Genomic DNA, 23,458 nt, shown 5'->3' on the forward strand with positions numbered 1-23,458 from the left:
AACACGTAGTCGGCTACGAGTTTCCACTCACGTGCGGCGCCAGCCGCTCTACCGACGCTGGGCCTCACGAGTGGCCGGATGTACGGCGATCAGACCGAGGCCACGACGACGCTTGCACAGGGACGCCAACTCCTCGTACGCGGCTTTGCCGAGCAGCTCGGTCAATTCCGGCTTGTACGACTCGAACACCTGCTTGGCTCCGACGTGCGCGTCGGGTGAGCCGGAGCAGTACCAGTGCAGATCGAGTCCGCCTTCGCCCCAACCGCGTCGGTCGTACTCGCCGATGGTGGTCTTGAGAATCTCGGAGCCGTCGGGACGCGTCACCCAATCCTGGGTGCGCCTGATGGGCAACTGCCAACACACGTCGGGCTTGACCTCGAGCGGCTCGATGCCTTTGCGCAGCGCCATCGAATGCAATGCGCACCCGATGCCACCCTCGAACCCTGGTCGGTTCTGGAAGATGCACGCACCCTTGTACCGCCGCGTGCGCAGAGATTGCTCGTCGTCGAGATCGTCGTATTCGACGTATCCCTTCTTGCCCAGACCCTTGTCCATCAGCTGCCAGTCCTGCGGCGTGAGCAACTTCACCGACTCGTCGAGCTTGCGTTTGTCGTCCTCATCGGACAGGAACGCGCCGTGCGAGCAGCAACCGTCGTCGGGGCGACCCTCGACGGTGCCCTGGCAGGCGGGGGTACCGAACACGCAGGTCCAGTTGGACAACAGCCACGTCAGATCGGCGGCAATGACATGTTCGGCATTGTCGGGGTCGGGAAACTCGACCCATTCTCGCGGGAAATCCAACTCGACCTCTGCAGCGAACGACTGCTGCTCACGACCTGCTGTCACAAACGACGACGGTAGACCCAGTACCGTGGGGTTGTGCGATTAGGGGTGCTCGACGTCGGTAGCAACACGGTGCATCTGCTCGTAGTGGACGCACACCGTGGCGCACACCCGACGCCGATGAGCTCGAGCAAGGCGACGTTGCGCCTGTCGGAGAACACCGACGCGTTCGGCAACATCACTCCTGCGGGTGCCGATCGGCTCGTCGACGAGGTGCGTGAGTTCGCCGCCATTGCCGCTCGGTCGGGTTGCAGTGAACTGATGGCGTTCGCCACCTCCGCGGTGCGCGACGCCTACAACTCCGACGACGTTCTCGCGCGGGTTCTCGCCGAGACCGGAGTGGCCCTGGAAACCCTGTCCGGCGTGGACGAGGCCAGATTGACGTTCCTGGCCGTGCGCCGCTGGTACGGCTGGAGCGCCGGGCGCATCCTCGGACTCGACATCGGCGGCGGATCGCTGGAACTGACCAGCGGCAGCGACGAGAATCCCGACGTGGCGTTCTCCCTGCAGCTCGGTGCCGGCCGCCTGACTCGGGACTGGCTCGACGAGGATCCTCCGGGAAAGCGTCGTATCGCCGTGCTTCGTGACTGGTTGGATGCCGAACTCGCGACACCGGCCAAGGAACTGTTGGCTGCGGGCGACGCGGACCGCGCGGTGGGAACGTCGAAGACATTTCGTTCGTTGGCTCGCTTGACCGGTGCTGCGCCTTCCGCGGCCGGTCCGCGAGTGACGAGAACGCTGACGGCGAGCGGTCTGAGGCAACTCATCGCGTTCATATCGCGGATGACGGCCGCCGACCGTGCAGAATTGGAAGGCATCAGTGCCGACAGGTCACCACAACTGGTGGCCGGGGCGCTGGTAGCGGAGGCGAGCATGCGGGCACTGTCGGTGGAATCACTCGAGATCTGTCCGTGGGCGCTGAGGGAAGGTTTGATTTTGAGGAAGCTGGACACCGAAGCCGACGGCGATCTGGTGGGGAGTTCGAGATGAGCGACGCCAACCCGGAAGACACCGGGCAGATCTCGGTCGCCGAGCTGTTGGCCAGAAACGGCCAGAAGACCAACCTGACGGCAGGAGGGCGACGCCGGCGAGGCGTCAAGGGCGGCATTTCCGTGGCCGAACTGACCGGGGAGATTCCCGTCGTTCGTGACGAACCCGGCGACCGCAGCGCACCCGTCGTCGACGAGCCGCGGGACGAAGCTCCCGATACCGCTGCGAACGAGCCCACGAGCAGTGCATCCGATGGCGACACGACCGCGGCGTCCACGCCGCAACCGGCCCGGCCCCAGAGCACCCGCCCGACCCCGTACCAACCGGCGGGTAAGCGCGACAAGCAGCAGCCCGAACCGGAACTGCTGTCGGGCTCCACGACCGTCGCCGGAGACCTGCTCAATCGATCGCACGACGACACCGCGCGCGGGTTGCGGCCCGCTGCTCCTTCCGCGCAGGGATCGGAGCGTCGTCCGTACGGGTCGACCCAGGCCGAGCAGGGACGGGCCCGTCGATCGGCGGGATTCCAGCCGCCGCGTTCGACCGAATCCGCCGAACCCAAGACCGACGTCACCTCGCGTGCGCCGCTGGTGGAGAGCCCACATGCCGCTCTCGTCGAGGTGGACGACCTGGCGAAGACCGCGGTCACCCCGCGCATCACGCGCGGCAACGAGGTCGACGACAAGACGACCGCCGACAAAAAGACCGCTGACAAGAAGACCGCGGACGAGAAGGCCACTGATGAATCGGCCGACGAGGCCGGCACTCAGGTCATACCCGAGGTGGTCGACCTCACGAAGCCGACCACCGACGAAGACCCTGCCGACTCGACGACCGCCGACTCGACGACCGCCGACTCGACGACCGCCGACACCGCGAGTACCGGCTCGCGTGCCGATCGACGCAAGTCGGCGAGCAAGGACAAGGCGAGTAAGGACAAGGCGAGCAAGGACACGGGAAGCAAGGACAAGTCCCCGGTCAAGGGCAAGGGCGGCGCGGTTCGGCAGTGGCTGGTGCTCATCGGGCAGGCCGTCGTGTCGATCGTCGTCGGTGCGCTGCTGTTCAAGGGCTTCGAGCAGCTGTGGGACGTGCTGCCATGGGTGGCACTGGTGCTGTCGGTGCTGGTCATCGTCGGTCTCGTCGCCGTGGTGAGGATTCTCCGGCGTACCGACGATCTGGTCTCGATCGTCATTGCCATAGCCGTCGGTGTGTTCGTCACGCTCGGTCCGTTGGCCTTCCAGCTCAGTACCGGCTGAGTTTCGACAACGATGGCGGCGAAGCGAATCAAAGTCGGATTGTCCACGGCTTCGGTGTACCCGCAGAACACCGAGGCAGCGTTTCGCTATGCCGCCGATCTGGGTTACGACGGCGTCGAACTGATGGTGTGGGCCGAATCGATCAGTCAGAACGTCGATGCGGTGGCTGCGCTGTCACGTGAGTACTCGATACCGGTGCAGGCCATCCATGCGCCGTGTCTGCTGATCTCACAGCGGGTGTGGGGATCGGATCCGATCGTCAAACTGGCCCGGTCGATCGAAGTGGCCGAGAAGCTGGGTTCGGCGACCGTCGTCGTGCATCCGCCGTTCCGCTGGCAGCGCAAGTACAGCGATGGATTCGCCGATCAGGTGGCGGAACTGGAATCGAACTCCCACGTCGTGGTCGCGGTGGAGAACATGTTCCCGATGCGTGCCGACAGATTCTTCGGGCGCAAGGAGAAATCCGCCCAACGGCTGGAACGACGCGGAGGCCCGGGAGCGGCCCTGTCGGCGTTCTCGCCGTCGTACGACCCGACCGACGTCGGTCACGGCCACTACACACTCGACCTCTCGCACACCGCGACCGCAGGCTCGGACGCACTCGAGATGCTCGACCGGATGGGCGACGGGATAGCGCACCTGCATCTGGCCGACGGCCGCGGCGCGTCCGTGGACGAGCATCTGATCCCGGGGCACGGCAGCCAGCCCTGTGCCCAGGTCTGCACCGAACTGGTGCGGCGAGGATTCGACGGCCAAGCCGTCATCGAGATCAACACTCAGAATGCGCGCACGGTGCCCGAGCGTTCGTCGATGCTGGACCAGGCGCTGCAGTTCGCCCGCGCACACCTGTCCTGACTGCCGGTAAGTTGTCCGGAATGAGTTCCACCAGCCCGTTCCGGGCCGCAACCACACTGGTCCCACTCGACGTCTCCGCAGACACGGCGTCCTTCGCCGGTGCGATCGATTCCACCTGGACCATCGGCCCCAAAGTGCACGGCGGGGCGATGCTCGCCATCTGCGCGGCCGCGGCGCGTCAGCAGATCGTGCTGATCGACCCGGCCCAGGTCGAGATCCAGCCTTTGGCCGTCAGCGTCAGCTATCTGGCCGCGCCCGACCCAGGCGAAGTGGCGCTCACGACGATCGTGCGCAAGCGCGGCAGGCAGGTCTCGCACGTCGACGTCGAGCTGACTCAGGCCGGACGTGTCGCAGTGCGGGCGGTGGTCACCCTCGGTCGGCCCGACTCGGAGGAACCGAACCACGAAACCCCGTTGTCGCTGACGTCGATGGCCGCGGAGCCTCCTGCGGACACCCTCGCGGTGGCAGGCGATCACCCCATGGCGTCGATCGTGCACGTCGCCAAGGGCTGCGAGATGCGGATCGAACCGTCGTCGGCATCGTTTCTCACCGGTCAGCAGGGTGAGGCCGAAATTCGACTGTGGGTGCGCCCCTTCGCGGGCGACGAAGCCGACGTCGACACGTCGGTGCTCTTCGCGTTGATGGCAGGCGACATCTCGGCCCCGGTGACGATGAACCGCGGAATGTTCGGTTGGGCACCGACGGTCCAGCTGACGACATATCTGCGTCGCCGCCCGGCTCCGGGGTGGCTGCGGGTGGCGGCGACCAGCTCCGTCATCGGCAGCACCTGGTTCGAGGAGGACCACCTGATACTCGACTCGACCGGTGCCGTGGTGGTGCAGAGCCGACAGTTGGCGATGGTGCCGCGCTCGAACTGACATGGCAGGCTTGGCCGTATGACGAGAATTGCAGTGATCGGTGGCGGACGGATCGGCGAGGCATTGATTGCGGGACTCCTCGAGGCCGGTCACGCCGTGCGCGACCTCGTGGTCGCCGAGAAGTCCGAGCCGCGCGCCAGAGAGATCGCGAAGGACTTCGGAGTACTGACCGCCAGTGTCGCCGACGCGGCCGAGGGAGCCGACGTCATCGTGCTGGCGGTCAAGCCGGCCGACGTCGAGGGCGCCCTGAATCAGATCACCAAGATCGAGCTCGACGGTGACCGCGAACAACTCATCGTCTCGCTCGCCGCTGGCGTGCCCACCGCCAAATTCGAGCCCAAGCTCCCCGCCGGATTCCCGGTCGTACGGGTCATGCCCAACACCCCCATGCTGGTAGGGGAGGGCGTCAGTGTGCTGGCCCCGGGAAAGTACGCCCGCGCCGAGCACCTCGAGCTCGTGCGCTCCATCCTGTCGGCCGTCGGCAAGGTCGTCGTCGTCAAGGAACATCAGCTCGACGCGGTGACGGCCGTGTCCGGGTCCGGTCCGGCCTATTTCTTCCTGGTCGCCGAGGCCATGATCGACGCGGGAGTGGGCCTGGGATTGAGCCGGGATGTCGCGTCTGCACTCGTCGCACAGACGATGGTGGGGTCGGGAGCGATGCTGGATCGCTCGGACGAGTCCGCCAGCGAGCTTCGGTACGCCGTGACCTCCCCGGGCGGAACGACCGCCGCGGCGGTGCGCGAATTGGAGCGAAACGGCCTCCGAGCTGCGTTTTTCGATGCTCTCGGTGCAGCCAACGCCCGATCGATTGAGATGGGCATCACAGCAGAATAAAAAATCTTTTCCCCACACCCGTCGCAGTAACCCCATCTGTCCCTATAGGCTCGGGGGCAGCACGTGCGTGTCTGTTCGGCAGGAGGGGAAGCCTGCCGCATGAGACGTGCCGGAGGTAAGTGGATTGATGGCGTCTATAAACAAGCCGTCCAAGGGTTCGTCCCCGGACGGTCAACCGGCTCTGGCCGGAACACAGTTCCTCACTGTCGCCGAGGTGGCGACTCTGATGAGAGTTTCGAAAATGACCGTGTACCGACTGGTGCACGGCGGAGAGCTGCCCGCAGTACGGGTGGGTCGATCTTTTCGTGTGCACGCCAAGGCGGTACACGACTATCTCGAGACCTCGTACTTCGACGCAGGCTAGTGCACGTAGCTAGGTCGTAAGACCGGGCCGGTTTCGTAAGTCACGGCTCACACCGGTAGGATTGGCGTTCGTCGTGCCAGCCAGCCGGTGTGCAGCCGTGGGCGAGTACGTGGCCCCAGCGCCAGCTCGGTGACCAAGGTTGTTGGCTCGAAGCCTTCGGGCTTGGTTGTCAGGTAGGCGTACGCAAACGGCGTGCGCGAAAACGCTAGAGAAGAACGTGAGGACACCCGCATGGGTTCAGTGATCAAGAAGCGTCGCAAGCGCATGTCGAAGAAGAAGCACCGCAAGCTGCTTCGTCGTACCCGCGTGCAGCGCAGGAAACTCGGCAAATAAGCCTGCCGTCATCTGCTTCACGGCCGAGCCCGTCACCATCGGTGGCGGGCTCTGCTCGTTCGAAGGCGAGTGGCACCTTTCCTTTCGGGACCTCCTTTCCTTTCAGGCCTCCTTTCCTTTCGGACCTCCTTTCCTTTCAGACCTCGCGGAAACCTGTCGATCCAGTAGGCTCGGCACGGGAGCCGAAGTTGGGGAGGCGCAGTGAGTCCGAGCGATCGTGGTGTTGCCGCGCCCCGGGTGGTGCTCGTGACCGGTGCCAGTCGATTCCTCGGCGGATACCTCGTGACCCGGCTCGCTCAGAATCCTCGCATCGAACGTGTCATCGCCGTCGACGAGAAATCTCCGAGCAAAGATCTGCTGCGACGTATGGGTCGCGCGGAATTCGTTCGTGCCGACATTCGAAACCCGTTGATCGGCAAGGTGATTCGTAACGCCGGCGTCGATACCGTGGTGCATGCGGCCACGGTCGCCAAGCCTCCGAAATCTGGCGGCCGCGCGACGATGAAAGACCTCAACGTCATCGGAGCCATGCAGCTGTTCGCGGTGTGCCAGAAGTCGCCGACCGTGGAGAAGGTGGTCCTGCGGTCGTCCTCCTCGGTGTACGGATGCAGCGCCAAGGATCCGGTGAAATTCACCGAGGAGATGAGTGCTCGACGCCCACCGAGCGGCGCGTACGCCAAGGACACCATCGACATCGAGGGCTACATTCGCGGACTCGGTCGTCGTCGCCCGGATATCGCGGTATCGATTCTGCGTATGGCCCCACTGATAGGCCCGCGGCTCAACGGCACCATCTCGCGGTACATGACGTCACCGCTGATTCCGAGCATCGTCGGACGCGACGCGCGCATGCAGCTGTTGCACGAGGAGGACGCCCTCGCGGCTCTCGAACGCGCGACCATCGGCGGGCCGGCAGGCACGTTCAACATCGGTGCCGACGGCACCATCATGCTCTCGCAGGCCATTCGACGTGCCGGTCGAGTGCAGGTTCCGGTGCCGTTTCCACTGTTCAAGAGCGTGGGGCGGGCGCTCATGGGCGGAATGATGCGCGAATTCACGACCGAGCAACTCGACTACTTCCATTTCGGCTGCGGGCTGGACACCACGCGGATGCGGTCCGTGCTCGGGTTCGAGCCTCGGTGGACCACAGTCCAGGCGTTCGACGACTTCGTGCGCGGCGCGGCTCTTCGGCCGGTCGTCCGAACCGAATGGGTCGACGCCATCGAGAATCGGCTGCTCGGGGCCGTCGACACAGGGGCGTCCGCGGCGCGCGTCCTGGCCTCACTCGGCAGTGCCGACACGGCGCGAGAATCCGGAGCGGACAGGTGAGCGACGTGGCCAAAGTCATTCCCTTGCACGGCGGCGCGTCCGCCCGGTCCGCCCGCGCAGCGCAGGGTTCACGCGAGCGGCACCCATCGGCCTACGCCGACCCACGTGAGCCGACGCCGCTGGTGGACCCGACCCCCGCCGCTTCTGCGGCCACGATCGCCGCAGAAGCGGCACCCGTGCTGTCGATGATCGACGACACCAAGACCGCGATCGTCGACCAGATCTCCTCGGTCGCCGAATTCGTGCGTCGACGCCTGGCCGGCGACTACAGCGTCGACGAGTTCGGCTACGACCCGCACTTCGCCGATGCCGTCTGGCTGCCGCTGCTGCGTCCGCTGTTCGACAAATGGTTCCGCGTCGAGGTCAAGGGCATCGAGAACATCCCCGCCGAGGGAGGTGCGCTCGTCGTGGCCAACCACGCCGGAGTCGTACCGGTCGACGCGCTGATGACGTCGGTTGCCGTGCGCGATCATCACCCTGCCCACCGGCCGTTGCGAATGTTGGCTGCCGACATGGCATTCGAGATGCCCGGCGTCGGCACGATCGCCCGCAAGGCCGGGCATACGCTGGCGTGCAATCCCGACGCGGAGCGGCTGCTGCGCACCGGGGAAGTTGCCGCCGTGTTCCCGGAGGGCTTCAAGGGCATCGGCAAACCGTTCAGTGAGCGGTACAAGTTGCAGCGGTTCGGCCGCGGCGGGTTCGTCTCGGCTGCACTGCGAACGGGTGCGCCGATCATTCCGTGCTCCATCGTCGGGTCAGAGGAGATCTACCCGAAGATCGGCGACATCGCCCCGCTGGCACGACTGATGGGGATGCCGTACTTCCCGGTGACACCGTTCTTCCCGCATCTCGGGCCGCTGGGCCTGATTCCGTTGCCGTCGAAGTGGTACATCGAGTTCGGCAAGCCCATTCACACCGACTCCTACGACGCCACCGCGTTCGAGGATCCGATGGTGCTCTTCGAGCTGACCGACCACGTGCGCGAAACCATTCAGCACACGCTGTACCGACTGCTTGCCAAGAGACGCAACGTCTTTCTCGGATAGCTCGGGTTATCCTCTGCCAGTGCATATTCGCGACACCACGGTAGAAGACCTCCCCGACATTCTCGACATCCACAACGATGCGGTCGCCAACACCACCGCCATCTGGGACGAGGAACAGGTGGACCTCGCCGATCGCACAGCGTGGTTCGAGGGACGGATCGCTGCCGGGTACCCGGTACTCACCGCGGAGGTCGACGGCCGGGTCGCCGGCTACGCGTCGTACGGCCAGTGGCGAGTCAAGAGCGGCTACCGGCACTCGGTGGAACATTCGGTGTACATCCACCGCGACTTCTATCGCCGCGGCCTGGCCAGTGCCCTGCTGAGCGAATTGATCGACCGGGCCCGAGGCGGCGACATCCACGTGCTGGTGGGGTTCATCGAATCCGAGAACACCACGTCCATCGCACTGCACGAGAAGTTCGGCTTCGTTCGCGTCGGACAGATGCCGGAGGTAGGGGTCAAGTTCGGGCGCTGGCTGGACCTGACCCTGATGCAACTGACGCTCTGACCCGACGGACGGGCGAGGTCAGGCCTTGCGGCGACCGATCACCGCAGCGAGACCGCCGCCCACCGCACCCAGGGCCAGCGCAGTGGGAACACCGATCTTGGCGGCCTTGCGTCCGGTGCGATAGTCGCGAATCTCCCAGCCGCGGTTCTTCGCCAGCTCACGCAGGTCCGGATCGGGGTTGATCGCGACCGCGGTACCGACGAGCGAGAGCATCGGCACGTCGTTGTGGCTGTCCGAATACGCGGTGCACCGCTTGAGGTTGAGGCCTTCACGTACGGCCAACGACCGCACCGCATGAGCTTTGCCGATGCCGTGCAGGATGTCGCCGACGAGACGGCCGGTGAAGACGCCGTCCTTACTCTCGGCGACAGTTCCCAGCGCGCCCGTCAGGCCCAGCCGCTTGGCGATGATCTGCGCCAGTTCGAGGGGAGTGGCGGTGACCAGCCACACCTGCTGACCTGCGTCGAGGTGCATCTGGGCGAGGGCACGGGTGCCCGCCCAGATCTTGTCGGCGATCATCTCGTCGTAGATTTCCTCGCCGAGCCGGCTCAGTTCGGCAGTGGGACGACCGGTGATGAACGAGAGCGCCTTCTCGCGGCCACTGGCCACGTCCTCGCTGTTCTCCTTGCCGCTGACCCTGAATTTGACTTGCTGCCAAGCGAATTGGGCGACGTCGCCCGTGGTGAAGTACTTTCGGGCGGCGAGCCCGCGCGCGAAGTGGATGATCGACGCGCCCTGCACCATGGTGTTGTCCACGTCGAAGAAGGCGGCTGCGGTCAGATCGCGGGGAACCGCTCCCTCGGACTCGACCTGCAGGGCGAGAGCGGCATCGGCGCTCGCTTCACCCGCGACGTTGGCGCGTACCTCCGCATCGGACGGGCCGAACGGATTGCGAATCCGGCGAATACGCCGCTTGCGCTGCTTGTCCCCGTCCGGATCGTTCGTGTCGACCATGTCGACATCGGGCGTGTCCTCGATCGGCAGGTCTGTGCCCCCGTCAGTCACCACGTCCACCTCCCTCGCCAGTACGTCACTCGCAGCCTAATGCGTGCGTCCGACACGAGCGTCGCACGACGGCACCTACCGACGATGAACAGTTCCCGACGCACCGCGCAGCTGTGACCTTCGTCTCTGTTGCCGGCATGTCAGAGTGGACGGATGGAAACGACTCCGTCCGGCGTGGCACTTCTCACCCGCGCAGGTTGCCATTCCTGCACCCACGCGTCCGCGGTGCTCCACGAGGTGTGCGCCGAATTCGGCGTCGCCGTGACGGTCATCGACGTGGACGAGGCCGCGGCCGAATCGCCTGACCTGCGCGCGGAGTACGGCGACCGAGTGCCCGTGGTGCTACTCGACGGTGTCGAGCACAGTTACTGGGAGGTCGACGTGCCCCGATTGCGGGCCGATCTGGGCCGGGCAGGGCACCCTAAGAACGTGTGATTGCTCTCCGTGTGCAGGTGAGGGCCGGTATGCGCAACTTTGTTCATTCGTTCACAAGCAGTTACCGTGGTGTGAACAGCATTCGTGAAATAGACACGAACGCAGGATCAGCGTGAAGACCGGCATCGACGCCGTTCGGACGAGGAGCCCCAGACGTGACCGAAGAGCGCCCGTCGCCCAGCGGCGTAGAGCGGGTCATCCCTCAGGCTACGGTCACTCGTCTGGCGACATACCTGCGGGTCCTCTCGATCCTTGCAGACGAAGGCGTTCTCATCGTCTCGAGTGAAGAGCTTGCCACCGCAGCAGGCGTCGGATCTGCGAAATTGCGCAAAGATCTCTCGTTCCTCGGACCCAACGGTGTGCGCGGAGTCGGTTACGACGTCGCGCGCCTGCGCGCCAAGATCGACAGTGCTCTCGGGCTCGACCGTGGCCACCGCGTCGTACTGGCCGGTGTGGGCAACCTCGGTCAGGCCCTCGCCGGATACGGCGGTTTCGCACGTCGCGGATTCACCATGGTCGGCCTGTTCGACAACGACCCCGCGCGAGTCGGCACCGAGGTCGAGGGACTCACCGTTCGGCATATCGACGAGCTCGAAGACGCCTGCCGCGAACTCGAGGCGACCATCGGTGTCATCGCCACTCCCGACGAGGCCGTCCACCAGGTGGCGGGCCGGTTCGTTTCGGGCGGAGTCGAGTGCATCCTGAGTTTCTCGCCGATGGTGCTCGACGTCCCCGACCACGTCGAAGTACGCCGAGTGGACCTGGCTGTCGAGATGCAGGTTCTGTCCTTCAACAGCTCCCGCAACGTGTCCGGGCCGACGATCGTGACAGCCCCGGTGCCGACGCCCGTGTCGGCGTCACCACTGCCCTCCACCTCGCGTCTGGGTCGCAGTCACGGCCCGCGCATCGCCGGTAATCCAAGCCCAGTCAACAGTTCGACAAGAAACGGATCGGTGATTGCACCGTGAGTGTCCTTCTCGTCGGGATATCGCACCGTAGCGCTCCCGTCGCAGTCCTCGAGCGTGTCGCCATCACGGACACCGATCGCCCGAAACTGACCGACAAACTGATGGCCAGCGGAAACATCTCCGAGGTCATGGTGGTCTCCACGTGCAACCGCGTCGAGATCTACGCGGTCGTCGACGCGTTCCACGGCGCACTGACCGCCGTCGGCGAAGTTCTCGGTGAGCACTCCGGCCTCGAGATCGCCGACCTGACCAAGCACGCCTACGTTCGGTACAGCGAGGCAGCCGTCGAGCACCTGTTCGCCGTGGCCAGTGGCCTGGACTCGATGGTCATCGGAGAGCAGCAGATCCTCGGCCAGATTCGATCGGCCTACGCCGCCTCGGACGGTCAGCAGGCATCGGGCCGCGTCATGCACGAACTCGCGCAGCAGGCTCTGCGAGTCGGCAAGCGCGTGCACAGCGAAACCGGCATCGACGCCGCCGGAGCCTCGGTGGTGTCCGTCGCTCTCGACCGCGCCGCAGACGTGTTCGGCGGCTCGCTCCGCGGCCGCACCGCGGTGGTCCTCGGCGCAGGAGCGATGGGCGGACTCGCCGTCGCACACCTGGGCCGCGCCGGAATCGACTCGCTGACCGTCGTCAACCGCACCCGCGAACGAGCCGACCACCTGGCCGAGAACGCCGTCTCGAACGGAATCACCGCCTCCTCGGTCGCGCTCGAGAACCTGGCCGACGCAGTGGCCGCCGCCGACATCCTCGTCACCTGTACCGGTGCGGTGGGGGCCGTCGTCTCCATCGCCGACGCCCACCTCGCACTCGCCCGCCGCGACGCAGACCGGCCGCTCGTGATCTGCGACCTGGGACTACCGCGCGACGTCGACCCGGCCGTCTCCGGTCTGCCGGGCATCACCGTCTTCGACATGGAATCCCTGCAGCGCGACCCCGCTGCCGGAGCTGCCGCGAACGACGCGTCGGCCGCACGCGAGATCGTTTCCAACGAGCTCTCGGGTTACCTTGCGGGACAACGACTTGCCGAGGTCACCCCCACCGTCACAGCGCTGCGCCAGCGCGCCGCCGAGGTGGTCGAGGGGGAACTGCTGCGGCTCGAGTCGCGGCTGCCCGGGCTCGACTCCCCGCAGCGTGACGAAGTGGCCCGCACCGTGCGCCGCGTCGTCGACAAGTTGCTGCATTCACCGACGGTGCGCGTCAAGCAGCTCGCCAGCACTCCCGGCGGAGATTCCTATGCTGCGGCGCTGCGCGAATTGTTCGAGCTCAGCCCCGGTTCGGTCGAGGCCGTGGCGACTCCCATGGAAATCGGTTCCCTGGAGTTGGTCGACGACTTCACGGCAAGCCGTACCGATCTTCGCCCCGGAACCACCGCCGAGGGGGATCAGGAATGACCGGCGTCGTGAAGATCGGTACTCGCGGAAGCCTTCTCGCGACCACTCAGGCCGATACGGTTCGGGTGGCTCTCGCTGCGGCGGGAGTCGAAGCCGAACTGGTGATCGTCAAGACCGCGGGCGACCTGTCGGCTGCACCGGTGCAGACCATCGGCGTCGGAGTGTTCACCGCGGCGTTGCGTGAGGCCCTGGCCGACGGCACCGTCGACATCGCCGTGCACTCGTACAAGGATCTGCCGACCGCCGCCGACGAGCGCTTCACCATCGCTGCCATTCCGGAGCGTGAAGATCCCCGCGATGCACTGGTTGCCCGCGACGGGCTCGTGCTCGGTGAGCTGCCGGCCGACGCGAAGGTGGGTACCTCCGCGCCCCGCCGTATTGCTCAATTGCGTGCTCTCGGACAGGGATTGGACGTTCGACCTCTGCGCGGCAACCTCGACACCCGCATCGGCAAGGTGGCCTCGGGTGAGCTCGACGCCGTCATCGTCGCGCGGGCGGGACTGTCCCGTATCGGCAGGTTGGACGTCGTCACCGAAGCGCTGGATCCGGTGCAGTTGCTGCCGGCTCCCGCACAGGGTGCACTGGCCGTCGAATGCCGCAGTGGCGACACCGATCTCGCTGCCTCCATCGCCACACTGGACGATGCACATTCGCGGGCGGCAGTGGCCGCCGAACGCGGATTGCTCGCCGAACTCGAAGCCGGCTGCACCGCGCCGGTGGGTGCGATCGCCGAGGTCGTCGAGTCCATCGACGAGGACGGCCGCATCTTCGACGAGTTGTCGCTGCGCGGCTGCGTCGCGGCCATCGACGGTAGCGACACCATTCGCGCGTCGATCGTCGGGTCACCCGACCGGGCCGAGGAACTGGGCCGCGAACTGGCCCGCGAACTACTCGATCTCGGTGCACGCGAACTCGTTTCGGTCACCGAACCATCACAGGGCGGATCTCATGTCTAGGGCAATAACGGCACCCGTTCGCGGACGCGCCAAACGCGCGGCGACCCGTCCCGTAGTGCGAAGAGAGTCGATCGCCACTGCCCGGCTGATTCCCAAACGGGGCACCGCAACCCCGATAGAACTGCAGTACCCATACAAGACAGCACTGGAGAACAACCGATGAGCCCAGTCCGCAAGAACACCAACGGACGGATCCTGTTCGTGGGATCCGGGCCCGGTGACCCGGCTCTGCTCACGGTCCGGGCACGGGAAGTGCTCGGAGCGGCCGAGCTCGCTTTCACCGATCCCGACGTCGACAAGGGTGTCACCGCTCTCGTCGGTGCCGACGTCCCTCGCGATGCCGAGACGGGTGAGAACGGGGTCGAGGTGCGCCCGGCACTGGGCGAGCCCGCCGAGGTCGCCAAAACCCTTCTCGCCGAAGCCAAGAACGGCCACGATGTGGTGCGTCTGGTCTCGGGAGATCCGCTGACCACCGACTCGGTGATCGCCGAGGTCAGTGCCGTGGCCCGCACTCACGTGCCGTTCGAGGTGCTGCCCGGTCTGCCTTCGGGCTCCGCGGTACCCAGTTACGCAGGCATGGCACTCGGCTCCGGCCACACCGAAGCGGACGTTCGCGGCGAGGTCGACTGGGCTGCACTCGCGGCTGCTCCCGGCCCGCTGGTGTTGCACGCCACGGCGGGGCACCTGGCCGAAACCGCCAGTGCCCTCGTCGAACACGGCCTGGCACCGCAGACACCTGCAGCCATCACCGTGCGCGGCACCACCCGTCAGCAGCGCACCGTCGAGGCAACACTGGCCACCCTCAACGACGCGGGATCCGAGCTCGTCGGATCTCTGGTGGTCACCGTCGGCAAGGTCGTCTCCGGGCGAAACAAGATGTCCTGGTGGGAGTCTCGCGCACTGTACGGCTGGACCGTGCTGGTGCCGCGCACCAAGGATCAGGCCGGCGAGATGAGCGATCGCCTCGTCACGCACGGGGCCATCCCCATCGAAGTTCCGACCATCGCCGTCGAGCCCCCGCGCAGCCCGGCTCAGATGGAACGGTCGGTCAAGGGCCTGGTCGACGGCCGCTACCAGTGGGTCGTGTTCACCTCGACCAACGCCGTTCGCGCGGTGTGGGAGAAGTTCGAGGAATTCGGCCTGGACGCGCGTGCGTTCTCCGGCGTCAAGATCGCCTGTGTCGGTGAGGCAACCGCGGCCAAGGTGCGCTCGTTCGGCATCAATCCCGAACTCGTTCCGTCGGGGGAGCAGAGCTCGCTCGGACTGCTCGAGGACTTCCCGCCGTACGACGAGGTCTTCGACCCGGTCAATCGAGTTCTGTTGCCGCGCGCCGACATTGCTACCGAGACGCTCGCCGAAGGGCTGCGCGAACGCGGCTGGGAGATCGACGACGTCACGGCCTACCGCACCGTCCGGGCAGCGCCACCCCCCGCCGAGACCCGCGAGATGATCAAGACCGGTGGATTCGACGCGGTGTGCTTCACCTCGAGCTCCACCGTGCGGAACCTGGTCGGTATCGCAGGTAAGCCGCATGCTCGCACGCTCGTCGCGTGCATCGGCCCGAAGACCGCCGAGACGGCCGTCGAGTTCGGTCTGCGCGTGGACGTGCAGCCGGAGTCGGCTCAGGTCGGACCGCTGGTCGAGGCACTGGCAGAACACGCGGCTCGGCTGCGGGCCGAGGGTGCACTGCCGCCACCGCGCAAGAAGTCACGCAGGCGGTAAGAAGTCACGCAGGCGGTAAGAAGTCACGCAGGCGCTGAATGCGCCTCGTGCGCGTTGTGCGTAGCTCCGGCCACACACAACGCGCACGACGAACCAAGTGAGGCAGGTTCGCTTGTTCCCCACCGACCGTCCCCGACGCCTTCGCCGCACTCCGGCACTGCGCCGCCTCGTGGCCGAAACGTCGCTGCAGCCACGGCATCTGGTGTTGCCGATGTTCGTCGCCGACGGCATCTCCGAGCCCCGCGCGATCAGCTCGATGCCCGGAGTGTTCCAGCACACGCTGGACTCGCTGAGCAGGGCCGCCGAGGAAGCAGTCGCAGCCGGTGTCGGCGGCGTGATGTTGTTCGGTGTCCCCAAGATCGAGGACAAGGACGAGAACGGTTCGGGGGCAACGGATCCCGACGGAATCCTCAACCGGGGCCTGGCCCGTCTGAAAGCCGATCTCGGTGACTCGACGGTCATCATGGCCGACACCTGCCTCGACGAGTTCACCTCGCACGGCCACTGCGGTGTGCTGAGCGAGAACGGCTCGATCGACAACGACGCGACGTTGCTGCGGTATGTCGACATGGCCGTCGCGCAGGCGGAATCCGGAGCGCACCTGCTCGGGCCGAGCGGCATGATGGACGGCCAGGTCGGTGCCATTCGTGCTGGACTCGATGCGGCCGGTCACGTCGAGGTGGGGCAGCTGGCGTATTCGGCGAAGTATGCGTCTGCGTTCTATGGACCGTTCCGTGAAGCGGTCGGCTCGTCGCTGCAGGGTGACCGTCGGACGTATCAGCAGGACGCGGCCAACCGTCGTGAGGCGACCCACGAGGTCGAGCTCGATCTTGCCGAGGGTGCCGACATGGTGATGGTCAAGCCGGCGATGTCGTATCTGGACATTCTCCGCGACGTGGCCGAGATGTCACCGGTTCCGGTTGCGGCGTACCAGATTTCGGGGGAGTATGCCATGATCACCGCCGCTGCCCAGAACGGGTGGATCGACCGGGACGCCGCGGTCCTCGAATCGCTCGTCGGCATCAGGCGCGCCGGTGCAGATGTCGTACTGACCTACTGGGCAACCGAAGTGGCGGGCTGGCTGTGAACGATTTTCCTCCGAGCAACAACGCGGACGGTAGCAATCCTGACAGCAACGTGCCGAACAATCCTCCGTTGCAACCGGACTGGCAGCGCTGGGAGCTCGAACACGGCTTCCCTCAGTCCGGTCCCGAGCTCGAGCCGGCCGCTCGCCCGGCACCGGTGGATGTGGAGACTGCCCGGCACCTGTGGTGGGGAGTTGCGCTGATCGGTGCGATCTCGGCGCTGTACTCGGTGTGGACGCTGTTCGGCGCACGCGCGGAATTCGCGCAGTCTCTGCTCGACGACCTCGCAGCACAGGGTGCGGCGGCGGACATGACCGTCGAGTCCACGCAGTCGATGGTGACGGTGATGCTCGTCGTGACGCTGTTCGTCGTCGCGGGATTCGGTGCGTTGTTCCTGTTCTGGGTGAAGCGGATGCGCGCCGGCAAGATGTGGGCGCGCATGCTGCTGACCATCATCGGCTCGATCACCGTGTTCACGACGATTCTCGACCTGTTCGCGATCGCATCGAGTACCGGTGCGATGAACATCGTCATGAGCGTGCTGAGCATCGGCCAAGGTGTGCTTGCTGCGGGTGCGATCTACTTGATGCACCGCAAGGAATCCAACGAGTACTTCCTGTCCTCGCGGAAGCGCTGATTTCGAGCGTGTTCCGCGCGCCGAGCCCGTCGGTGTGACTACCATCACTTTCGATAAAAGTATCGAGTGATCGGATCGAACATGGCAGAGAACATTCCGGTGCCGCCCAGTCGTGCCCTCCCGGAGTCGATCGCGGCGGCCGAGAGCAACGCGTGTCCCGCCGAGAACGGCAGGCCCGGGTGGGCATTGCTCGGTCTGCTGCTCGCCGTGTCGGCGGCCATCGCCATCATGGCGCTGGGAATTTCTGCCGGCTGAACTCTGCGCCGCCGCGCGGTGGCAGTATGTCGAGCGTGAGTGCTGACATTGACGAATCGATGGTTCGTCCCCGGGTGGTCTCCACCGCGTACTGGTTGTGGTTGGCGTCGGCAGTGATGCTGATCGTCGTCTGCATGATCGCGCTCACGTTGCCCGTCGATCAGATCCGCGCGTCGTTCACCGACGGCGGCGCGAGCGACGAACAGATCGACTCTTTTCTGACCGTGTTCCGAGGTCTCGGTGTCATCTTCGGCGTGGTCGGCCTGGCAGTGGGGCTGATGTCGGGCCCCGTCCGAGGTGGCGACCGACGGTTCCGACGGGCGTTGGTGGCGCTGTCCGGGGCCACCGCGCTGCTCTTGACCTTCGCCGCGCTCGTCTTCCCGTTCGTGTTGCTGATCATCACGATCGCGCTGGTCGTTGCATCGGTGCTGGTGTATCGCCCGTCGGCGCGAGAGTGGTTCGTCCGTGAGCAATGATCTCGGCGGCACCGACCCCGTTCTGTTCCACGAGCCCGGTGGCCGTTGGCGCGCCCTGCTGTGGGGCCCCGCGTTCTGTCTGGTGGTGCTCGCGGTCGAGCTGGCGTCGGGACCGGTGATCCACTGGTTCGCCCTGGCGCTGTTCTCGCTGATTCTCGTCGGACTGACCTACGTACAGCTCCGCGCAGCCCGGATGCATGTCAGCGTCGAGCTGACCACTCGGCAGCTGCGCCAGGGGACCGAAACCGTCGACGTCGCCGAGATCACGGAGATCTTCCCTCCTGCCGAGTACGAGGACGGCGAATACGAGCCGAAGAAGTGGGAAACCGCACGCGTTCTCGGGGAGCTCTCGGGGGTGCCGCGCAAACGGCACGGCATCGGGCTGCGACTGGTCGGCGGCGGACTGGTGCAAGCGTGGGCGAAGGACGACGACGGTCTACGCGCCGCACTCGAGACGGCGAAGCAGGAGTACGTGTGAGGAAGTCCGTCGGCTGGGTGGAACTGGTCCTCGCAGTATTCGCGGTGATCTGCGCGGTGGTGTGCTGGAAGGCAGGCGTTCGCACCACCGAATTCGCCGCCGTTCCCGACGTCTCTCCGGCGTACACGGGCACCTATTACTCGGGGTCGTGGATTGCGGTCGCCGCCCTCGCAGTGATCGTCGGGGGACTGGTTGCCATCGATGGCGTCCGTCGACTGCTGACGGTCGACCCTCCCCATACCGGGTAGGGGTATGATCGACGGCATGAGCAGCTACAGCGCCGAACAGGACGACCTGCTGAAAAGACTGCGTCGCATCGAGGGGCAGGTGGCCGGCATTTCACGCATGGTCGCCGACGACCGGTACTGCATCGACGTCCTCACCCAGGTATCTGCGGTGACGAAGGCGTTGCAGTCCGTCTCGCTGAAGCTGCTCGACGCCCACCTCGCCGGGTGCGTCGTCGACGCCGCGCGGCAGGGCGGACCCGAAGCAGACGCGAAAGTCAAAGAGGCGTCCGAGGCCATTGCGCGTCTCGTTCGTTCCTGACCAGGCACAGGAGGTAACAAAATGCAGACGACCTACTCCGTCGAGGGTATGACGTGCGCGCATTGCGCAGCGTCGGTGAAGGAAGAAGTGTCCGAGGTTCCGGGCGTCACGGGCGTCGATGTGGACGTCGACACCGGAGCCGTCGTGATCAGCAGTGACGCGGAACTCGACGCAGCTGCCGTCGACGCCGCAATCGAAGAAGCCGGCTACCGAATCGCGTCCTGACTGCGTCGGCCATCTCCTCGGTGTGTTTATGATCGTGTGATACCGGTCATATCGGGCTGGTGGCCGATCGTCGTCAGGAGTGTGGATGAACAAGCTGGTGTCCAGTTCCGGTGTACTCGCCGCCAGCGTCTTCCTGACGCTGGCATGCTCGACGGGCGCGACGGCACAGGCCGATCCGCTGCCCGACCTGACGGTCACCACCGTGCTCGACGGGCTCGCGAAACCGTGGGATGCCGTGGTTGCCCCCGACGGGACGGTGCTGACCGGCGAGCGAGCGGGACGATTCGTCATTCGTGATGTCGGCGGTGCCACTCGCGAGCTCGAAGCGGATCTCGGCGATCTCTACGCGTCGGGCGAGACAGGCCTGATGGGCATCGCACTGGCGACGGACTTCGCCACATCCAGAACCATCTACACCTGCCAGGGCGTGCAGGGTCAGGGAACAGGTGCCGGCAGTGCGGGCACCGGTAGTGCGGGCGGGGGCACCGACAACCACATCGCCGTGGTGTCGTGGACCGTCGACTCTGCATGGACCGAGTTGACGCGCACCGGCACACTCGTCGACGACATCCCCGTCGCCGACGGTGGTCGCCACGGCGGCTGCCGCATCTTGGCCCACCCCGACGGCACCCTGTACATCGGAACCGGCGACACCGCGTCGCCGTCGGTGCCGCAGGATCGAAACTCGTTGGGCGGGAAGGTTTTGCACATCAACGCCGATGGCTCGGCGGCGGCCGATGCACCCGGCCGCGTCTTCACGCTCGGTCATCGCAATGTGCAGGGGCTCGCAATACGACCCGGCACTCAGGACATCTACGAGGTGGAGCAGGGCACCACCAGGGACGACGAACTCAACCTGCTGGTCCCCGGCGGCAACTACGGCTACCGGCCGGATCGGCTGCCGTTCGTCTACGACGAGTCGGTGCCGATGACCGATCCCACCCGGGTGCCCGGGGCCCGCGCGGCGGTGTGGAGTTCGGGTAGTCCCACGATCGCAACCCCCGGCCTGACGTTCGCGAACGGCGCGGGATGGGGTTCCTGGAACGGTGCCGCAGTGGTGTCGAGTCAGCAGGGCGAGAAGCTCGTGTTCCTGAAGCTGTCCGAGGACGGCACGGACTACGTCGACGAAGCCGACGCCCTGGTGGGTACCTACGGTCGGCTGCGCTCGCTCACCAGCTTCGGAAGCGACGGGGCCTTCCTGCTGACCACCGACAACGGATCCGACGACAAGGTTCTGCTCGTCACCCCCGCTGCCGACTGATGTGCGGCCCCGAGGTCGTCGAAACTGTTCACCGCAGAATCGGACGTAGGGCGCTGTTCGGGTCGTTGGGGGCAGCTGCCCTGACGGTTGCGGCCGGCGGTGCTGCACACGCCGCACCGGCGGTCGCAGCGGCGATCCCCGCAGGTCGACTGATCGATCTGACGCACACGTTGAGTCCGACGTTTCCGGTGTGGCCGGGTAACGAACCGTTCTCGATGCACCCGGTCGCCGCCTACGAGTTGGGCGGCTTCCTCGTCAACAAGCTCTCGTACTACGAGCACACGGGCACGCACATCGATGCCCCCGCGCATCGAGTGCGCGGCGGTGCGACGGCCGACATCCTGCCGCTGGAAGACCTGATCGCCCCGCTGGTCGTGCTGGACATCTCCGCGCGGGCCGCGTCGGATCCGGAATCGGTCGTGACGACCGAGGACATCGCCCGGTGGGAGCGCGAGCACGGACGGATACCCGATCGCGCACTGGTGGTCATGCACAGTCGATGGCAGGACCGGCTCGCCGAACGTGCCGCACCCGGGTTCGGCGGTGACGCGGCACGGATGCTGGTGCGCGAGCGCAACGTCGTCGGAATCGGGGTCGACACGCTCAGTCTCGATCGGATGAGCGACCGCGACTATCCAGCGCACACAGCGGTACTCGGCGCGGGCCGATACGGAGTGGAGGCACTGGCGAATCTGGATGCCGTGCCCCCGGCAGGGGCCACGGTCGTCGTCGGCGCACCGAAGCACGCGGGCGCGACCGGTGGTCCCTGCCGGGTCTTCGCGATCTCTCCCGGCTGACCCCCGACTACGCGTCAGTGCGCGTGGCTGGGGTTTCCGGCCGGTTCTTCCTCGGTACCCGCTCCGGGCTCGCCGAGCATCGCGGCACCGACGAGAGCCTCGGGCACGCCGAAGCCGTCGACCAGCAACTCCGCATGCGGACGCAGGGTGCGGCACCGCTCGTTGATAGCGCGAGTCACTGCCTTGGAGCGCTCGGTGGACAGGTAGCGATGCTCGATGAACCAGGCCTTGTCGTCCTCGATCACCGACAGGGCGTAGAGATCGCAGACCTCCTCGAGCAGGTCCTTGGTGGTCTCGTCCTCACACGACTCGATACCGGCGATGAAGGCCTCGAAGATGATGCGGTCGATGTGGGCGCTCGCAGCGTGCAGAACGTGGTCCTGTACCGCGTTGAACGCGTCGAACGAACTGCTCTCCTTCGACTTCGACTGCAGACGGCGCGCGACCGTGGACAGCAGGTACTCCTCACGATCCTCGAACATCTTGACCTGGGTGCCGCGGTTGAACAGCGACCCCTCCTCTTCGTTGTCCTGACGCCGATCGAGAATGGTCTGCATGATCGCCTGCGCCGCAGTGCGTTTGACGACGCGATCGCCGACCATGTCGGCTGCGAACTTGACCCACTCGACCGGGCTCATCGACTTCACGTCGTCGGCGTACGCGGTGAGCAGTTCCTTGGCCACCAGCTGCGTGAGCACGTGGTTGTCGCCCTCGAAGGTGGTGAACACATCGGTGTCGGCCTTGAGTGAGATCAGTCGGTTCTCGGCCAGATAACCCGCGCCGCCACATGCCTCGCGTGCTTCCTGGATCGCGGCAGTGGCGTGCCAGGTGTTGGCGGCTTTGAGGCCGGCGGCACGCGACTCGAGCTCGCGCTGCTCCTCGGCATCCGGGTTGTCCGCAGTCTGCAGCTCGTGCATCTTCGACACCAGCTCGTTCTGCGCGAACTGCAGTGCGTACGACTTGGCGATGAGCGGGAAGAGTCGACGCTGATGCACCAGGTAGTCCATGATCAGCACTTCCTGATCGGAACCGGGGGCAGCGAACTGCCTGCGCTGCAACGCATATCGCGTCGCGATGTCGAGGGCGACACGAGCTGCGGCCGCAGCGCTGCCACCGACTGTGACGCGCCCGCGGATCAACGTGCCGAGCATCGTGAAGAACCGCCTGGACGGATTCTCGATGGGGGAGGTGTACGTGCCGTCGGCAGAGACGTCGGCATACTTGTTGAGCAGGTTGTCCCGCGGAATGCGGACATGGTCGAACATCAGTCGGCCGTTGTCAACGCCGGGGAGTCCGCCCTTGTACTGACAATCCGAGGTCGTCACGCCGGGGAGGTCGTCGCCGTTCTCGTCCCGCAGCGGTACGAAGAAGCAGTGCACACCGTGGCCCTCGGGCTCCTCGCCCGGCCCTGCGGTGATCAGCTGCGCGAAGACGGCAGCGACGGTCGCGGTCTCGGCGGCACCACCGATGTAGTCCTTGCGTGAGGACGGAGTGGGTGAGTTGATCACGAACTCGTCGGTCTTCGGGTCGTACGTCGCCGTCGTCTCGAGAGACTGCACGTCACTGCCGTGTCCGGTCTCCGTCATCGCGAAGCAACCCAGCAACTCGAGGTTGATGATCTTCGGTACGTATGCCTCGTGGTGCCGCTCGGTACCCAGATTCTCGATGGCACCGCCGAACAGTCCCCACTGGACCCCTGCCTTGACCATCAACGACAGGTCGCTCATCGCGAGCATTTCGATCATCGTCACCGCGGCACCGACGTCTCCGGTACCGCCGTGTTCCTTCTTGAAGCCGTTGTCGGCAGCCCCGGCCGCGGCGAGAAGCTTGAGCTGTTCGAGCGCCTTGGTGCGGGCGATGACGGTGTTCGGTGTGTAATGCGGGCGGAACTCGTCGCGCGCGAGTTGCTTGCGCGCCTCGTTCTTCACATCACGCCAGCGGCCGTCCAGAGTGTTCCGAAGGTGATCCGTTGTGGTTGCCAT

28 protein-coding genes are annotated in these 23,458 nt (G+C 65.9%); 25 read left to right on the forward strand and 3 right to left on the reverse strand.

Annotated elements, in window-relative coordinates; all coding sequences use genetic code 11:
* Window positions 1–48: 48 nt before the first annotated feature.
* On the reverse strand, window positions 49–846 hold the full coding sequence (locus tag RFA01S_RS18530) for a DUF3109 family protein (RefSeq protein WP_027498360.1): 798 nt from the start codon (window positions 844–846) through the stop codon (window positions 49–51).
* Between the two features lie 33 nt (window positions 847–879).
* Here RFA01S_RS18530 and RFA01S_RS18535 point away from each other — a divergent pair, with 33 nt between their 5' ends.
* The 10 genes from RFA01S_RS18535 (at window position 880) to RFA01S_RS18580 (ending at window position 9,236) form a co-directional block, all read left to right on the forward strand.
* A complete protein-coding gene (locus RFA01S_RS18535) occupies window positions 880–1,833 on the forward strand; it encodes a Ppx/GppA family phosphatase (RefSeq protein WP_032365208.1) in 954 nt (317 codons plus the stop codon).
* Window positions 1,830–3,089 carry an Rv0497 family membrane protein gene (locus tag RFA01S_RS18540; RefSeq protein ID WP_032407375.1) on the forward strand — a complete coding sequence of 420 codons (1,260 nt, stop codon included), beginning with the start codon at window positions 1,830–1,832 and terminating at the stop codon, window positions 3,087–3,089. Before RFA01S_RS18535 ends, RFA01S_RS18540 begins: the two co-directional genes overlap by 4 nt.
* Window positions 3,090–3,101: 12 nt before the next feature.
* A complete protein-coding gene (locus RFA01S_RS18545) occupies window positions 3,102–3,944 on the forward strand; it encodes a sugar phosphate isomerase/epimerase family protein (RefSeq protein WP_032407374.1) in 843 nt (280 codons plus the stop codon).
* A 20-nt stretch (window positions 3,945–3,964) separates the two neighbouring features.
* Window positions 3,965–4,822, forward strand: coding sequence for a thioesterase family protein (locus RFA01S_RS18550; protein WP_032407373.1), 858 nt, complete (start codon window positions 3,965–3,967; stop codon window positions 4,820–4,822).
* 18 nt (window positions 4,823–4,840) lie between these two features.
* Window positions 4,841–5,656 carry a pyrroline-5-carboxylate reductase gene (proC, locus tag RFA01S_RS18555; RefSeq protein WP_032407372.1) on the forward strand — a complete coding sequence of 272 codons (816 nt, stop codon included), beginning with the start codon at window positions 4,841–4,843 and terminating at the stop codon, window positions 5,654–5,656.
* Window positions 5,657–5,783: 127 nt separating this feature from the next.
* Window positions 5,784–6,020, forward strand: a complete 237-nt coding sequence (locus RFA01S_RS18560; protein WP_008713658.1) for a helix-turn-helix domain-containing protein — start codon at window positions 5,784–5,786, stop codon at window positions 6,018–6,020.
* Between the two features lie 231 nt (window positions 6,021–6,251).
* Window positions 6,252–6,353: a 30S ribosomal protein bS22 gene (locus tag RFA01S_RS18565; protein ID WP_003402602.1), complete on the forward strand. Its 102-nt coding sequence runs from the start codon at window positions 6,252–6,254 to the stop codon at window positions 6,351–6,353.
* 201 nt (window positions 6,354–6,554) lie between these two features.
* On the forward strand, window positions 6,555–7,682 hold the full coding sequence (locus RFA01S_RS18570; RefSeq protein WP_228139283.1) for an NAD-dependent epimerase/dehydratase family protein: 1,128 nt from the start codon (window positions 6,555–6,557) through the stop codon (window positions 7,680–7,682).
* The gene (locus RFA01S_RS18575; RefSeq protein WP_027498354.1) at window positions 7,679–8,728 is read left to right on the forward strand and encodes a lysophospholipid acyltransferase family protein; all 1,050 of its coding nucleotides are present in this window, start codon (window positions 7,679–7,681) and stop codon (window positions 8,726–8,728) included. Before RFA01S_RS18570 ends, RFA01S_RS18575 begins: the two co-directional genes overlap by 4 nt.
* 19 nt (window positions 8,729–8,747) lie before the next feature.
* Window positions 8,748–9,236, forward strand: coding sequence for a GNAT family N-acetyltransferase (locus tag RFA01S_RS18580; protein WP_032365213.1), 489 nt, complete (start codon window positions 8,748–8,750; stop codon window positions 9,234–9,236).
* 18 nt (window positions 9,237–9,254) lie between these two features.
* Here RFA01S_RS18580 and RFA01S_RS18585 read toward each other — a convergent pair whose 3' ends face one another.
* On the reverse strand, window positions 9,255–10,190 hold the full coding sequence (locus RFA01S_RS18585) for an HAD family hydrolase (protein ID WP_045840673.1): 936 nt from the start codon (window positions 10,188–10,190) through the stop codon (window positions 9,255–9,257).
* A gap of 204 nt (window positions 10,191–10,394) precedes the next feature.
* Here RFA01S_RS18585 and RFA01S_RS18590 point away from each other — a divergent pair, with 204 nt between their 5' ends.
* From RFA01S_RS18590 to RFA01S_RS18660, 15 genes are all read left to right on the forward strand, one after another.
* Complete coding sequence (locus tag RFA01S_RS18590; protein WP_027498351.1) at window positions 10,395–10,676, forward strand: glutaredoxin family protein; 282 nt, start codon at window positions 10,395–10,397, stop codon at window positions 10,674–10,676.
* Between the two features lie 155 nt (window positions 10,677–10,831).
* A complete protein-coding gene (locus tag RFA01S_RS18595; RefSeq protein WP_027498350.1) occupies window positions 10,832–11,644 on the forward strand; it encodes a redox-sensing transcriptional repressor Rex in 813 nt (270 codons plus the stop codon).
* A complete protein-coding gene (locus tag RFA01S_RS18600; protein WP_032365215.1) occupies window positions 11,641–13,038 on the forward strand; it encodes a glutamyl-tRNA reductase in 1,398 nt (465 codons plus the stop codon). Before RFA01S_RS18595 ends, RFA01S_RS18600 begins: the two co-directional genes overlap by 4 nt.
* A complete protein-coding gene (hemC, locus tag RFA01S_RS18605; RefSeq protein ID WP_032407371.1) occupies window positions 13,035–13,994 on the forward strand; it encodes a hydroxymethylbilane synthase in 960 nt (319 codons plus the stop codon). Before RFA01S_RS18600 ends, hemC begins: the two co-directional genes overlap by 4 nt.
* 159 nt (window positions 13,995–14,153) lie before the next feature.
* Window positions 14,154–15,716 carry a bifunctional uroporphyrinogen-III C-methyltransferase/uroporphyrinogen-III synthase gene (locus RFA01S_RS18610; protein WP_027498347.1) on the forward strand — a complete coding sequence of 521 codons (1,563 nt, stop codon included), beginning with the start codon at window positions 14,154–14,156 and terminating at the stop codon, window positions 15,714–15,716.
* A 112-nt stretch (window positions 15,717–15,828) separates the two neighbouring features.
* Window positions 15,829–16,803: a porphobilinogen synthase gene (gene hemB, locus RFA01S_RS18615; protein WP_032407485.1), complete on the forward strand. Its 975-nt coding sequence runs from the start codon at window positions 15,829–15,831 to the stop codon at window positions 16,801–16,803.
* Window positions 16,800–17,438 (forward strand): hypothetical protein, encoded by a 639-nt coding sequence (locus RFA01S_RS18620; RefSeq protein WP_230591122.1) that lies wholly within the window; start codon window positions 16,800–16,802, stop codon window positions 17,436–17,438. The genes hemB and RFA01S_RS18620 overlap by 4 nt, the downstream gene beginning before the upstream one ends.
* 81 nt (window positions 17,439–17,519) lie before the next feature.
* A complete protein-coding gene (locus RFA01S_RS27865) occupies window positions 17,520–17,693 on the forward strand; it encodes a hypothetical protein (RefSeq protein ID WP_155288423.1) in 174 nt (57 codons plus the stop codon).
* Window positions 17,694–17,728: 35 nt separating this feature from the next.
* Window positions 17,729–18,169 (forward strand): hypothetical protein, encoded by a 441-nt coding sequence (locus tag RFA01S_RS18630; protein WP_027498344.1) that lies wholly within the window; start codon window positions 17,729–17,731, stop codon window positions 18,167–18,169.
* Complete coding sequence (mce1N, locus tag RFA01S_RS18635) at window positions 18,159–18,647, forward strand: transport-regulating membrane protein Mce1N (RefSeq protein WP_027498343.1); 489 nt, start codon at window positions 18,159–18,161, stop codon at window positions 18,645–18,647. The genes RFA01S_RS18630 and mce1N overlap by 11 nt, the downstream gene beginning before the upstream one ends.
* On the forward strand, window positions 18,644–18,895 hold the full coding sequence (locus tag RFA01S_RS18640; protein ID WP_032381257.1) for a hypothetical protein: 252 nt from the start codon (window positions 18,644–18,646) through the stop codon (window positions 18,893–18,895). The genes mce1N and RFA01S_RS18640 overlap by 4 nt, the downstream gene beginning before the upstream one ends.
* A gap of 16 nt (window positions 18,896–18,911) precedes the next feature.
* Window positions 18,912–19,193 (forward strand): metal-sensitive transcriptional regulator, encoded by a 282-nt coding sequence (locus RFA01S_RS18645; protein ID WP_027498342.1) that lies wholly within the window; start codon window positions 18,912–18,914, stop codon window positions 19,191–19,193.
* Window positions 19,194–19,214: 21 nt separating this feature from the next.
* On the forward strand, window positions 19,215–19,418 hold the full coding sequence (locus tag RFA01S_RS18650; protein ID WP_027498341.1) for a heavy-metal-associated domain-containing protein: 204 nt from the start codon (window positions 19,215–19,217) through the stop codon (window positions 19,416–19,418).
* A gap of 85 nt (window positions 19,419–19,503) precedes the next feature.
* A complete protein-coding gene (locus tag RFA01S_RS18655; protein WP_032386198.1) occupies window positions 19,504–20,679 on the forward strand; it encodes a PQQ-dependent sugar dehydrogenase in 1,176 nt (391 codons plus the stop codon).
* Window positions 20,679–21,476: a cyclase family protein gene (locus RFA01S_RS18660; protein ID WP_032407370.1), complete on the forward strand. Its 798-nt coding sequence runs from the start codon at window positions 20,679–20,681 to the stop codon at window positions 21,474–21,476. Before RFA01S_RS18655 ends, RFA01S_RS18660 begins: the two co-directional genes overlap by 1 nt.
* Window positions 21,477–21,490: 14 nt before the next feature.
* Here RFA01S_RS18660 and RFA01S_RS18665 read toward each other — a convergent pair whose 3' ends face one another.
* Window positions 21,491–23,458, reverse strand: coding sequence for an acyl-CoA dehydrogenase family protein (locus tag RFA01S_RS18665; protein ID WP_032365221.1), 1,968 nt, complete (start codon window positions 23,456–23,458; stop codon window positions 21,491–21,493).

Origin of the sequence: Rhodococcoides fascians NBRC 12155 = LMG 3623, from assembly GCF_001894785.1 — a bacterium.
In the GTDB taxonomy this organism is placed as follows: Bacteria; Actinomycetota; Actinomycetes; order Mycobacteriales; family Mycobacteriaceae; genus Rhodococcoides; species Rhodococcoides fascians.

Excerpts from the sequence above, each read along its gene's own strand:
- RFA01S_RS18655 (WP_032386198.1), top strand. The coding sequence starts at position 19,504 with ATGAACAAGCTGGTGTCCAGTTCCGGTGTACTCGCCGCCAGCGTCTTC.
- RFA01S_RS18590 (WP_027498351.1), top strand. The coding sequence starts at position 10,395 with ATGGAAACGACTCCGTCCGGCGTGGCACTTCTCACCCGCGCAGGTTGC.
- hemC (WP_032407371.1), top strand. The coding sequence starts at position 13,035 with ATGACCGGCGTCGTGAAGATCGGTACTCGCGGAAGCCTTCTCGCGACC.
- RFA01S_RS18665 (WP_032365221.1), bottom strand. The coding sequence starts at position 23,458 with ATGGCAACCACAACGGATCACCTTCGGAACACTCTGGACGGCCGCTGG.
- RFA01S_RS18545 (WP_032407374.1), top strand. The coding sequence starts at position 3,102 with ATGGCGGCGAAGCGAATCAAAGTCGGATTGTCCACGGCTTCGGTGTAC.
- RFA01S_RS18610 (WP_027498347.1), top strand. The coding sequence starts at position 14,154 with ATGAGCCCAGTCCGCAAGAACACCAACGGACGGATCCTGTTCGTGGGA.
- RFA01S_RS18585 (WP_045840673.1), bottom strand. The coding sequence starts at position 10,190 with ATGGTCGACACGAACGATCCGGACGGGGACAAGCAGCGCAAGCGGCGT.
- RFA01S_RS18650 (WP_027498341.1), top strand. The coding sequence starts at position 19,215 with ATGCAGACGACCTACTCCGTCGAGGGTATGACGTGCGCGCATTGCGCA.
- RFA01S_RS18660 (WP_032407370.1), top strand. The coding sequence starts at position 20,679 with ATGTGCGGCCCCGAGGTCGTCGAAACTGTTCACCGCAGAATCGGACGT.
- RFA01S_RS18565 (WP_003402602.1), top strand. The coding sequence starts at position 6,252 with ATGGGTTCAGTGATCAAGAAGCGTCGCAAGCGCATGTCGAAGAAGAAG.
- proC (WP_032407372.1), top strand. The coding sequence starts at position 4,841 with ATGACGAGAATTGCAGTGATCGGTGGCGGACGGATCGGCGAGGCATTG.
- RFA01S_RS18550 (WP_032407373.1), top strand. The coding sequence starts at position 3,965 with ATGAGTTCCACCAGCCCGTTCCGGGCCGCAACCACACTGGTCCCACTC.
- RFA01S_RS18560 (WP_008713658.1), top strand. The coding sequence starts at position 5,784 with ATGGCGTCTATAAACAAGCCGTCCAAGGGTTCGTCCCCGGACGGTCAA.
- RFA01S_RS18540 (WP_032407375.1), top strand. The coding sequence starts at position 1,830 with ATGAGCGACGCCAACCCGGAAGACACCGGGCAGATCTCGGTCGCCGAG.
- RFA01S_RS27865 (WP_155288423.1), top strand. The coding sequence starts at position 17,520 with ATGGCAGAGAACATTCCGGTGCCGCCCAGTCGTGCCCTCCCGGAGTCG.
- RFA01S_RS18645 (WP_027498342.1), top strand. The coding sequence starts at position 18,912 with ATGAGCAGCTACAGCGCCGAACAGGACGACCTGCTGAAAAGACTGCGT.